Genomic DNA, 11,394 nt, shown 5'->3' on the forward strand with positions numbered 1-11,394 from the left:
GAAAACGGTCCCATGGACTTGCCGTTACCAAGCCGTTATCGGAGACTGGGCACGATGCCGCCGGGTGGGGAGCCCCGCGGTGGAGGGAGCGGGGGTTTCCGAGATGAGAGAAGGCCGCGTGTGAAGGTCGCCGTCACCGGTGCCACCGGCGTGATCGGCAGGTCCGCGGTCGCGGAGCTCGTCGCTGCCGGTCATGAGGTCGTCGGCCTGGCTCGCACCGAGGAGAAGGCGGACCTGCTCCGCTCACTGGGTGCCACTCCGCGGGTCGGCCGGATCGGTGACCAGGACTTCCTCGTCGACCTCTTCTCCGGTGCCGACGCGATCGCGAACCTCGCCACCCACGTGCCCATCGGCTTCGCCGGTGCCCTCCCCGGTGCCTGGCGCGCCAACGACCGGCTCCGCACCGAGGGCGTACGCCGGGTTGTGGAGGCCGCCCGCGTGGCGGGAGTCCGTCGCATGGTGCAGGAGAGCGTCTCGTTCCTGTACGCCGACCAGGGCGACACCTGGGTCACCGAGGGGTCCCCCCTCGACATCACGCGAGCCACCGAGCCGGCCTCCGTCGCCGAGGCCCAGGTGCAGGACTACGTGTGCGACTCCCGCACCGGTGTGGTCCTGCGTTTCGGGTTCATCGTGGGCAACGACCCGATGACCTGCTGGCAGCTCAAGGCGGCCCACCAGGGACGCTCGATCGGCTCCGGCGACCCGGACGGCTGGCTGCACCCGGTCCACACCGACGACCTCGGCTCCGCCGTGGTCGCCGCCCTCACGGCCCCGAGCGGCGTCTACAACGTCGGTGCCGAGCCGGTGCGTCGGGCCGACTACGTGCAGGCGTTCGCGGATGCGGTCGGCCGGACGAGCCTCTCCTTCATGAGTGCACTGATGACCCGGCTTGCCGGAGGCCGGGCCGAGCCGATGACGCGGTCTCTTCGCGTCTGCAGCGATCACTTCACGGCGTCGACGGGCTGGACCCCGACCCGGGGACGCCTCGACGCCGACTGGCTGCACGATCTTGCGGTCACCCAGGTGCTCCGGTGACAGCCGCGCACCCGCCGGTCGACGAGGCTGCGCGCGAGGCCGAGCGTCGCAAGCGTCTGGCGCACGTGTTCGGCGACGTACTCCCTGACGGTACGTCGGACGATCGCGATGACGGTCGTGAACGCAGCGAGGGCGACACCGACGACTGGTTGCGTCGTCAGGTGCCGCCCCATCACGGCTGAGCCGGAACTCCGGCGAGGGATCAGACGGTCGGACCGCCCGTGCGCTGCGCCAGCAGGTCGCGGATCTCGGTGAGCAGGGCCACGTCGGCGGGCTCGCCGGGCTCCTCGGTCGGGAAGTAGCGCTCCTTGAGCTTGGTGTAGGGAACGACGACGACGAAGTAGACGACTGCGGCGACGATGATGAAGGACACCAGCGCGTTGAGGAACGCGCCGCTGAGCGTGGAGCCGTCGAACGCCTCGTCGAGACCTGGGATCAGGCTGAACAGCCAGGCCGTGAACGTGCTGACCACCGTGGCGAACGAGAGGGCCAGGATCAGCCCGACGGCGATCTCGACCAGGTTGCCGCGGAGCAGGAAGTTCTTGAAGCCGGTCATGCGTTACTCCCCTGTCTGATGAGGGCCCCGCGGGGGCCCTGCAGATGAAGCGATCAAGCGCACGTTAGCGAACAACCACCGCGGTGAGGTACGACGCGGCCGCGTGCCCGGCGAGCTCGCGCGCGGTGTCCGGCGGCACCGCGACCACCAGCAGGCCCCCCGTCGTGAGGTCGGACGCCGAGCCGGGCCGGGGGCGGGGGATGGCGATGACCGGCACCGCGGCGGCCACCTCCACCGGCGCGACCTCGCCCTGGGGATCGGCGGCGATCAGGCTGATCCGGTCGCCGACCCGCAGCAGCCGCACCGCATCGGGATCGCCGATCCGCACCGGCGCGGCCACCTTGCCGGGGTAGCCGGCGAGCAGGTCCGGGGCAACGAGGCGGGCGTCGGTGAGGGGCTCGCCGGCGCGGACCGGACCCGTGGTCGTGCGACCGACGGCGGCGGCCGGCCGCGGCAGCACCCCCGCGGGCACGCTGTCCGGGGCGAACTCCACCGGCAGCAGGTCGTCGGCAGCCAGCACCGCGCCCGCGGGCAGGTCGTGTGCGGCGGTCAGCACGGTGGCCGTCGGGACGGGCGGGGCCGCGTTGGCCCGCACCGCCACGAGGACGGCGAGCCCGGCCAGCGCGGCGGCCAGCATCCGGCGTCGGGCGAGGACGGCGCGTCGGAACCGGCGCCAGGGACGGAGGAGGGCGGGGCGGCGGGCTCGGCTCATCCCCCGAGGCTAGGAAGGATCGCGCACCAGCGTCGGCGCCCGTCCACAGGCGCCCGGGGAAGCCCGGCGGGGGTCAGGCGGCGGGGGACTCGCTCTTCGCTGGAGCGGGGGTGGACGACGACGAGCCGGCGTCGCCGCTCGGCTTCGTCGAGGTGGACTCCTTCGACCCGGTCGGCGTCTTCTCGGCGGCCGCGGGGGAGTCGCCGTTGGAGCGGCTGTCGTTGCGGTAGAAGCCGGAGCCCTTGAACACGACGCCGACGGCGTTGAAGACCTTGCGAAGCCGGCCCTGGCACTCCGGGCACACCGTCAGCGAATCCTCGCTGAAGCTCTGGAACTGCTCGAAGGCGTGGTCGCATGCGGTGCATGCGTACTGGTAGGTCGGCACGGGTCCTCCACAGATCCTGGCACTCGAGTGCTTCGACTGCTAATTATGACCAACGCGACCGCGATTCGTAAACTTCCCGCCCGGCGCCCTGCCGGCGCCGGGCGCCGGGCACAATGTCCGCCGTGTCCGACACCTCCACCGCCGCCGCGTCCGCCGAGGTCGACACCCGCGATGACGAGGCCTCCGACGCGGGACGTGGGCCGGGGCCGAGGGCCCGGTTCCGGGCCTGGCCCCGTGCCGGTCGCTGGGCGACGTACGCCGCCATTGTGGTCGTCCTGGTGATGGTCGCCGGCCTGGTCACCGGGGTGGTGGTCGTGCGCAGGTCGTTCCCGCAGACCGACGGTGAGATCTCCGTCCCGGGGCTCAACGGCGAGGTCGAGGTGGTCCGCGACGCGCAGGGCATCCCGCAGGTGTACGCCGGGACCAGCCACGACCTGTTCTACGCGCAGGGGTTCGTCCAGGCACAGGACCGGTTCTACGAGATGGACGTCCGCCGGCACGTCACGGCGGGGCGGCTCTCGGAGATGCTCGGCGAGGACGCCCTCGACACCGACAAGTTCATCCGCACGATGGGGTGGCGCCGGGTCGCCGAGGAAGAGCTGTCGATGCTCGAGCCGGAGACGCTCTCCTACCTCGAGGCATTCAGCGACGGGGTCAACGCCTACATCGAGGGGCACACCCCCTCCGAGATGTCGCTGGAGTACTCCGCGCTGGCGCTCAACGGCCTCGACTACACCGTCGAGGAGTGGACCCCCGCCGACTCGGTCGCCTGGCTCAAGGCGATGGCGTGGGACCTGCGCAGCAACATGGAGGACGAGGTCACCCGGGCCATCATGGCCGGCCGGCACAGCGAGGCCGACATCGCCGAGCTGTTTCCGCCGTACCCCTACGACCGGCACCGCCCGATCGTCGAGCAGGGCGCTGTCGTCGACGGCGTCTACGAGCAGGGCGCCGAACAGGGCGGCACGCGCAGGCCCTCGCGACCGCCGTTCGACGACTCGGTCGTCGCGGCGCTGGAGGACCTCAAGGCCGGGATCGACGCGATGCCCGAGCTGATGGGGCACGGCGACGGGATCGGCAGCAACGGCTGGGTGGTCGACGGTGAGCACTCCACGACCGGGCAGCCGATCCTCGCCAACGACCCCCACCTCGGCATCTCGGTCCCGGGTATCTGGTACCAGATGGGCCTGCACTGCACCGAGGTCACCGCCGAGTGCCCGTTCGACGTCACCGGCTTCACGTTCGCCGGACTCCCCGGGGTGATCATCGGCCACAACCGCGACGTCGCCTGGGGGTTCACCAACCTCGGCCCCGACGTGGTCGACCTCTACCTGGAGAAGATCGAGGGCCAACGCTACGAGTACGACGGCCGCACCCGCCGCCTCGACCTCCGCGACGAGACCATCGAGGTGCTCGGTCGGGACGAGCCGTTCACGTTCACCGTGCGGTCCACCCGGCACGGGCCGCTGCTCTCCGACGTCTCCGCCGAGCTCAGCACCGTCGGCGCCAACTCACCGACGGGCGAGGACGCGCCCGAGCGAGGCAACGGCTACGGGGTCGCGATCTCCTGGACCGCGCTGCAGCCGAGCAACACCGCCGACGCGATCTTCGGCATCGACACCGCGAGCAGCTGGGACGACTTCCGGGCCGCGGCCGCCGACTTCGCGGCCCCGTCGCAGAACATGGTGTACGCCGACCGTGAGGGACACATCGGCTACCAGGCGCCCGGCCTCATCCCGATCCGCAAGTCCGGGAACACCGGTGACTACCCGGCCGAGGGCTGGCTCCCGTCCGACGACTGGACCGGCAAGTACGTCCCGTTCGACGCGCTGCCCAGCGTCCTCGACCCCGACGACGGCTTCGTGGCCACCGCCAACCAGGCCGTCACCGGCCCGGCGTACCCCTACTTCCTCGGCGACTCGTGGGCCTACGGCTATCGCAGCCAGCGGATCGTCGAGCTGCTCGAGCGCAAGGAGAAGCTGAGCGTCGCCGACATGGAGGCGCTGCAGCTCGACGACCGCAACGGGTTCGCCCCGACGATGGTGCCGTACCTCCTCGACGTGCTGATGCCGTCGGAGTACCTCGGCGCCGGCCAGCGGCTGCTCCTCGGCTGGGACTACGAGCAGGACGCCGACTCGGCCGCCGCGGCGTACTTCAACGCGGTCTGGGACAAGACCCTGGAGCTCACCTTCCACGACGACCTCCGCGAGGCGGTCTGGCCGGACGGCGGCGGCCGGTGGTTCGAGGTGATGCGCACCCTGCTCGCCGACCCGACCAGCCACTGGTGGGACGACGTGGAGACCGAGGGTGTCGTCGAGACCCGCGACGACATCCTGGCCGGCGCGATGGCCGCCGCCCGGGACGACCTGGTGCGGCGGCAGTCGCGCCGCGCCGTCGACTGGACCTGGGGGCACCACCACCGACTCAACCTCGAGAACGAGACCGTGGGCCAGTCACCCGTGCGTCTGGTGCAGTGGCTGTTCAACCGCGGCGGCTACGAGGTCGGTGGCGGTGGCGAGATCGTGAACGCGACCAAGTGGGACGCGGCCACCGACTCGTTCGAGGTCACCGCCGCCCCGTCGATGCGGATGGTCGTTTCGATGGCCGATCTCGACGACTCGCGGTGGGTGAACCTGACCGGAGTGTCCGGGCACGCGTTCAACGACCACTACGTCGACCAGACCGAGCTGTGGGCCGAGGGCCGGTCGCTGCCCTGGTACTTCTCGCGCGAGGCGCTCGGCGAGACCGCCGAGCAGACGCTCACCCTTCGCCCAGCCGAATGACCCCCGACGGCGTCGCCACCGCGTTGACGGCACGGTCGTGGGGTGCGGCCGGCACCCGGTCGACCACCTCGGTGTCGAACAGCAGGGCGCACACCAGGGTGCCCACCGGCACTCGGGTCAGTGCCCGGTCGTAGCAGCCGCCGCCCCGTCCCAGCCTGAGCCCGGTCCGGTCGACGGCCAGCCCCGGGACGAGGACCACGTCGGCGCCGGCGACCGCGTCGACGCCGAGCGACGGCCCGGCCGGCTCCAGCAGTCCCATCCGGGCCGGCACGAGGGCGTCGGGACCGTCGTACCTCGCCCAGTCCAGGTCCTTGTCGGGGAGCACCACCGGCAGCAGCACGTGCCGGCCGGCCTCGTGCAGCCGGTCGATCAGCGGCCCGGTGCCCGGCTCCTGACCGATCGACACGTACGCCGCGACGGTCGCCGCCCGGCGTACCTCCGGGAGCTCGAGCACGTGCTCGGCGATGGCGCGCGCGGCCTGACCGATCTCGAGCAACGACCGGCGTCGCCGCGCCGTGAGGAGCTGGTCGCGCAGGGCGATCTTGGCGCCGTCGACCGCACCCGCACTCATGGGGCGAGCCTACGGGGCGTACTAGATTCGCCCCCATGAGCGACAAGGGACTGCGGTTGGCTCGGGACAAGATGGCCGCCGCCGGTGTCGACCCGGTGGCGATCGACGTGTTCGCCCACTACTACCGGCTGGTGGAGAGCGGCGAGACGGGCATGGTGCCGGAGTCGACGATCGAGCCGATGGACATGGAGGCTCTCGCCGACGTCGACGTACCCGACGACGTCGCCCGCGAGGCGCTCGCCGGCACCGCGGTCATCAAGCTCAACGGCGGCCTCGGCACGTCGATGGGCATGGACCGGGCCAAGTCGTTGCTCGAGGTGCGCGACGGCTTGAGCTTCGTCGACATCATCGTCCGCCAGGTGCTGGCGCTCCGGAAGCAGCACGACGCCGCGCTCCCGCTGATCTTCATGAACAGCTTCCGCACGTCCGCGGACACGCTCGCCGTGCTCGAGCAGTACCCGGACCTGGTCTCGACGGGCTCGACCACCGGGACGACGGGCTCGACCACCGGTACGCCGAGCCTTCCGCTGGACTTCCTGCAGAACAAGGAGCCCAAGCTCCGCGCCGACGACCTGACCCCGGTCGAGTGGCCGGCCGACCCCACCCTCGAGTGGTGCCCGCCGGGGCACGGCGACATCTACACCGCGCTGCGCGGCACGGGGCTGCTCGACCGGCTGGTCAAGGCGGGTTTCCGGCATGCCTTCGTGTCCAACTCCGACAACCTCGGCGCAGTTCCCGACCCCCGGGTGGCCGGCTGGTTCGCCGCGTCGGGAGCGCCGTTCGCCATCGAGGCGGTGCGCCGCACCGCCTCGGACCGGAAGGGCGGCCACTTCGCGATCCGCAAGTCCGACGGGCGGATCGTGCTGCGCGAGACCGCGCAGACCCTCGACGAGGACAAGGACGCGCTCGGCGACCTCGACCGGCACCGCTACTGCTCCACGAACAACCTCTGGTTCGACCTCGCGGCCATGCAGGCCGAGCTCGACCGGCGAGACGGCATCCTCGGGCTGGCGCTGATCACCAACTCCAAGAACGTGGACCCCGCCGACCCCAAGTCTCCCGAGGTCATCCAGATCGAGACGGCCATGGGTGCGGCGATCGAGGTGTTCGACGGGGCCACCACCATCGAGGTCTCGCGCGACCGGTTCGTCCCCGTGAAGACCACCAACGACCTGCTGGTGCTGCGGTCGGACTGCTACGAGCTCACCGACGACTACGTGCTCGACCTGGTCGCCGACCGAGTGCCCTTCGTCGACCTCGACCCTGCCCACTACAAGCTGGTCGGCGACTTCGACGCCCGCTTCGGTGAGGGCGTGCCGTCGCTGCGGCGGGCCGAGCAGTTCGTGGTCAACGGGGACTGGTGGTTCGGCCCCGGGGTCACCGTGGTCGGGGAGGCGGTGCTGGACGACCTGGGGACGTCCCGAGTCGAACCGGGGGCGACGCTGGGCTGAGCGTTAGGGTTCGACGCATGGCTGCCTCCCTGATGCCGACCGACCGGCTCAGCACCGTCGACGAGCACGTCGAGCGGATCGTGGAGTCACTGCGGCCACTGCCGCCGTACGCCCAGCCGCTGCTCGAGGCCGTGGGGCTGCCGGTCTGCGAGGACATCACCGCCACGATGGACCTGCCGTCCTTCGACAACTCCGCGATGGACGGCTACGCCGTCTACTTCGACGACGTCGCGACCGCCTCTCCCGACCACCCCGTCCACCTGCCGGTGGTGGGGGAGATGGCCGCCGGGCAGACCAAGCTGTTCGCGCTCTCGCCCGGGACCGCGGTGCGGATCATGACGGGGGCGCCGGTGCCGCAGGGCGCCGACTCGGTCGTGCCGGTGGAGTGGACCGATGCTGGCGTCGCCAACGTACGGATCACCCAGGCGCCGCAGCGCGGGCAGCACGTGCGCTACCGGGGCGAGGACGTACGCCGCGGCGACGTGCTGCTCGAGGACGGTGCGGTGCTCGGCCCCCGCCAGCTCGGGCTGCTCGCCTCGGTGGGCCGCTCGCAGGTGCAGGCCCGGCCGCGGCCGCGCGTGGTGATCATGTCGACGGGGTCGGAGCTCCGTGAGCCGGGCGCTGGCCTCGACCACGACAGCATCTACGACGCCAACTCCTACATGCTGGCTGCCGCCGCGCGGGCCGCCGGTGCGATCGCCTACCGGGTCGGGATCGTCTCCGACGACCCGCAGGAGTTCCGTGACGCGCTCAGCGACCAGCTCGTCCGAGCCGACCTCGTGGTCACCAGCGGCGGGGTCAGCAAGGGCCAGTACGACGTGGTCAAGGAGGTGCTCGCCGAGCTCGGCACCGTGTCGTTCGGCGAGGTGTCGATGCAACCCGGCAAGCCGCAGGGGTTCGGGTTCGTCGGCGAGGACGCGACCCCGATCATCACGCTGCCCGGCAACCCCGTCTCGTCGTACGTCTCGTTCGAGGTCTTCGTGCTGCCGGCGATCCGGCGGATGATGGGAAAGGTGCCGTACCGCCGGCCGAGGGTCAGGGCCCTGCTCGACAAGGGGATGACGTCGATCAAGGGCCGGCAGCAGTACGCCCGCGGCTGGTTCGAGATCGACGGCAAGGGTGCCCACGTGACACCGGTGGGCGGACACGGCTCGCACCTGATGGGCGACCTCTCGGACGCGAACTGCCTGATCGTGCTCGGCGCCGACGTCACGTCGGTCGAAGCGGGGGAGCAGGTCCAGGTGCTCGTGCTCGACCGGGACTTCTGATGGCCGACCCGAGCGATCCCCGCCTCACCCACGTCGACGAGGCCGGCGCCGCCCGCATGGTCGACGTCTCGGGCAAGGACGTGACCGCGCGGCAGGCGGTCGCCACCGGAAGGGTGCTGGTGTCCGCCGAGGTGGTCGGTCTGCTGCGCGGCGACGGGGTGCCCAAGGGTGACGCGCTCGGTGTGGCCCGGGTCGCCGGCATCATGGCGGCGAAGAAGACTCCCGACCTGGTGCCGTTGTGCCACCCGCTCGCCATCTCCGGCGTGACCGTCGACCTCTCCGTCGCCGACGAGGCGGTCGAGATCACCGCCACCGTTCGCACGTCGGACCGCACCGGCGTGGAGATGGAGGCGCTGACGGCAGTCTCCGTCGCGGCGTTGACCGTCGTCGACATGGTCAAGGCAGTCGACAAGGCCGCGGTCATCACCGACGTGCGAGTCGAGTCCAAGACCGGCGGCAAGTCCGGCGACTGGTCGCGGGACGACGCATGAAGGCGACGGTGATCGCGGCGTCGAACCGTGCAGCCGCGGGCGTCTACGAGGACACCACCGGGCCGTTGATCGTGAAGGCCCTGGTCGACGAGGGCTTCGACGTCACCGGCCCGGTCGTCGTACCCGACGGGGATCCGGTCGGCCGGGCGATCCAGGAGGCCGTCGACGCCGGCGCCCGCGCGGTCATCACCACCGGTGGCACCGGGCTGACGCCCACGGACCGCACCCCCGAGGTCACCCGGGCGTTGCTGGACCGCGAGGTTCCCGGGATCGCCGAGGCGATCCGCGCCCACGGCATCTCCCAGGGCGTGCCCACCGCGGCGCTGTCGCGCGGGCTGGCCGGGGTGGTCGGGCAGGCGCTCGTGGTGAACCTGCCCGGCTCCCGCGGCGGGGTGAAGGACGGCCTCGCGGTCGTCGTACCCGTCCTCCGGCACGCCGTCGACCAGATCGTCGGGAGCGACCACTGACCAGGCCGTGGCGGGTCGAGCTCCGCGCGGGACGCGTGGGGGTCAGACCCCTGCTCATGTCGGACGCCAAGGCGTGGAGCGAGGTGCGCCGTCGCAACGCCGCCTGGCTGACGCCGTGGGAGGCGACGGTCCCACCCGGGGACCGGACCGCGCCCAAGACCTTTCGAGGTCTCGTCCGCGACCTGCACCGGCAGGCCCGCGACCGACGCGCGCTGCCGTTCGCGGTGACCGTCGACGACCGGTTCGCCGGGCAGCTGACGGTCACCAACATCACCGGCGGCTCGGCGCGCTGGGCGCAGATGGGCTACTGGATCGACGAGCGGTACGCCGGGCAGGGCGTGATGCCCACCGCGGTCGCGCTGGTCACGGACTACTGCCTGTTCGAGCTCGGTCTGCACCGGGTCGAGGTGGCGATCCGTCCGGAGAACACCGCGAGCCTCCGCGTCGTCGAGAAGCTCGGGTTCACCGAGGTCGGCTACGCCAAGGGTTACCTGCACATCGACGGCGACTGGCGCGACCACCGGCTCTTCGCGTTGACCGTCGAGGAGTGCCAGGGCGGGGTGCTGCGCAGGTACCGGCAGGGCGGCGCCGCGGCCGGGAACCTCTGATCACACCAGTCACAGGAGACATCTGGCGACACACCGAGCCGCCTGCGGGGCCGAAGTGCGGAGCGCTCCTATCGTTCCCCTCGTGGACCTGTCTGGAGTCATCTTCGTCGTGCTCGCCCTCGCGTGGGCCGTCTACCTGATTCCCAAGGCGCTCAAGCACCACGACGAGGTCGCCCGCACCCGGTCCGTCGACCGGTTCTCCCGGTCGATGCGGGTGCTCGCGCGTCGGGAACCGGTCAGTCGCAGCGATGCCCGGCTCGTCGTGTCGCCGGCACGGGCAGCCGACAACCCGCGGGTGCTGGCCCCCACCCGGCGTACCCCGCCGGCGGCCGCCCGCCGCCTGGCCGCTCGCGCAGCCGCTCGCCGGCGTCGTCGCATCCTCGGTCTTCTGGTCCTCTCGACCCTCGTGGTCACCGGGCTGGCAGCGTTCGCGATCGTCCCGTGGTGGTCGGTCGCGATCCCGGTCTCGTTCACCCTGCTCTTCCTGCTGCTGTGCCGCACCCAGGTACGCCGCGCCCGCGACGCGACGTGGGAGGCCGACCTGGCCACCGCGATCGAGGAGGAGGAGCCGGTGCGGGTCGAGCCGACCCTCCCGGCGGTGCGCAACGCGCAGGGCTTCGAGGAGGTCGCGCCCGAGGAGGACACCATGGCGATCCCGGTCGCCGTCCTCGACGCGGTCGCGGTGCCCACCGTCGACGGCGGATCGCTGTGGGACCCACTGCCGGTCACGCTGCCGACGTACGTGACGAAGCCGAAGGCCCGTCGCACCGTCCGCACCATCGACCTGTCGGAGCCCGGCACATGGAGCTCGGGCCGCTCCGAGGACGACACGCAGCTGGTCGCCGACCAGACGGAGCAGTCCACGCCCGCCACCGAGACGGACGCCGCGGAGGCAGCCGTCGAGCAGCAGCGCGCGGTCGGATCCTGATTCGGCGGCTCCCGCACCCGGCTGGTATCTTTTCTGCTCGCGCCGGTTCGTCCGGCGCACCCGGGGCTGTGGCGCAGTTGGTAGCGCGTCTCGTTCGCAATGAGAAGGTCAGGGGTTCGAATCCCCTCAGCTCCACCAC

13 protein-coding genes and 1 tRNA gene are annotated in these 11,394 nt (G+C 71.6%); 10 read left to right on the forward strand and 4 right to left on the reverse strand.

Annotated elements, in window-relative coordinates; translation table 11 throughout:
- The first annotated feature begins 120 nt into the window (after positions 1 to 120).
- Positions 121 to 1,035 carry an NAD(P)-dependent oxidoreductase gene (locus tag VFH10_RS12330; RefSeq protein ID WP_325128927.1) on the forward strand — a complete coding sequence of 305 codons (915 nt, stop codon included), beginning with the start codon at positions 121 to 123 and terminating at the stop codon, positions 1,033 to 1,035.
- Positions 1,032 to 1,217: a hypothetical protein gene (locus tag VFH10_RS12335; RefSeq protein ID WP_325128929.1), complete on the forward strand. Its 186-nt coding sequence runs from the start codon at positions 1,032 to 1,034 to the stop codon at positions 1,215 to 1,217. Before VFH10_RS12330 ends, VFH10_RS12335 begins: the two co-directional genes overlap by 4 nt.
- Positions 1,218 to 1,237: 20 nt before the next feature.
- On the opposite strand, the gene VFH10_RS12340 is transcribed toward VFH10_RS12335, so the two are convergent.
- The 3 genes from VFH10_RS12340 to VFH10_RS12350 form a co-directional block, all read right to left on the reverse strand.
- Positions 1,238 to 1,591, reverse strand: a complete 354-nt coding sequence (locus tag VFH10_RS12340) for an MscL family protein (protein ID WP_325128931.1) — start codon at positions 1,589 to 1,591, stop codon at positions 1,238 to 1,240.
- Between the two features lie 64 nt (positions 1,592 to 1,655).
- Entirely contained in the window at positions 1,656 to 2,303 is a 648-nt protein-coding gene (locus tag VFH10_RS12345) for an SAF domain-containing protein (protein ID WP_325128933.1), read from the reverse strand.
- Positions 2,304 to 2,376: 73 nt separating this feature from the next.
- Complete coding sequence (locus tag VFH10_RS12350; protein ID WP_325128936.1) at positions 2,377 to 2,688, reverse strand: FmdB family zinc ribbon protein; 312 nt, start codon at positions 2,686 to 2,688, stop codon at positions 2,377 to 2,379.
- A 122-nt stretch (positions 2,689 to 2,810) separates the two neighbouring features.
- On the opposite strand from VFH10_RS12350, the gene VFH10_RS12355 reads away from it, so the two are divergent.
- Positions 2,811 to 5,471 (forward strand): penicillin acylase family protein, encoded by a 2,661-nt coding sequence (locus VFH10_RS12355; protein ID WP_325128938.1) that lies wholly within the window; start codon positions 2,811 to 2,813, stop codon positions 5,469 to 5,471.
- Here VFH10_RS12355 and VFH10_RS12360 read toward each other — a convergent pair.
- Positions 5,449 to 6,042, reverse strand: coding sequence for a 5-formyltetrahydrofolate cyclo-ligase (locus VFH10_RS12360; protein ID WP_325128940.1), 594 nt, complete (start codon positions 6,040 to 6,042; stop codon positions 5,449 to 5,451). The two genes, VFH10_RS12355 and VFH10_RS12360, sit on opposite strands and share 23 nt — an antisense overlap.
- A gap of 35 nt (positions 6,043 to 6,077) precedes the next feature.
- Between VFH10_RS12360 and VFH10_RS12365 the strand changes: the two genes are divergently transcribed.
- The 7 genes from VFH10_RS12365 to VFH10_RS12395 all read left to right on the forward strand — a co-directional run bounded on the left by VFH10_RS12365 (position 6,078) and on the right by VFH10_RS12395 (position 11,393).
- Positions 6,078 to 7,493 carry a UTP--glucose-1-phosphate uridylyltransferase gene (locus tag VFH10_RS12365; protein WP_325128942.1) on the forward strand — a complete coding sequence of 472 codons (1,416 nt, stop codon included), beginning with the start codon at positions 6,078 to 6,080 and terminating at the stop codon, positions 7,491 to 7,493.
- 17 nt (positions 7,494 to 7,510) lie between these two features.
- Positions 7,511 to 8,761, forward strand: a complete 1,251-nt coding sequence (glp, locus tag VFH10_RS12370) for a gephyrin-like molybdotransferase Glp (RefSeq protein WP_325128943.1) — start codon at positions 7,511 to 7,513, stop codon at positions 8,759 to 8,761.
- Complete coding sequence (gene moaC, locus VFH10_RS12375; RefSeq protein ID WP_325128945.1) at positions 8,761 to 9,252, forward strand: cyclic pyranopterin monophosphate synthase MoaC; 492 nt, start codon at positions 8,761 to 8,763, stop codon at positions 9,250 to 9,252. Before glp ends, moaC begins: the two co-directional genes overlap by 1 nt.
- On the forward strand, positions 9,249 to 9,719 hold the full coding sequence (locus tag VFH10_RS12380) for a MogA/MoaB family molybdenum cofactor biosynthesis protein (protein ID WP_325128947.1): 471 nt from the start codon (positions 9,249 to 9,251) through the stop codon (positions 9,717 to 9,719). The genes moaC and VFH10_RS12380 overlap by 4 nt, the downstream gene beginning before the upstream one ends.
- A gap of 35 nt (positions 9,720 to 9,754) precedes the next feature.
- A complete protein-coding gene (locus tag VFH10_RS12385; RefSeq protein ID WP_325128949.1) occupies positions 9,755 to 10,327 on the forward strand; it encodes a GNAT family protein in 573 nt (190 codons plus the stop codon).
- 82 nt (positions 10,328 to 10,409) lie between these two features.
- Positions 10,410 to 11,255, forward strand: a complete 846-nt coding sequence (locus VFH10_RS12390) for a hypothetical protein (RefSeq protein ID WP_325128951.1) — start codon at positions 10,410 to 10,412, stop codon at positions 11,253 to 11,255.
- A gap of 62 nt (positions 11,256 to 11,317) precedes the next feature.
- A tRNA-Ala gene (locus VFH10_RS12395) sits at positions 11,318 to 11,393 on the forward strand.
- Position 11,394: the final 1 nt, after the last annotated feature.

It is taken from the genome of Nocardioides sp. (assembly GCF_035697785.1).
Classification (GTDB): domain Bacteria; phylum Actinomycetota; class Actinomycetes; order Propionibacteriales; family Nocardioidaceae; genus Nocardioides_B.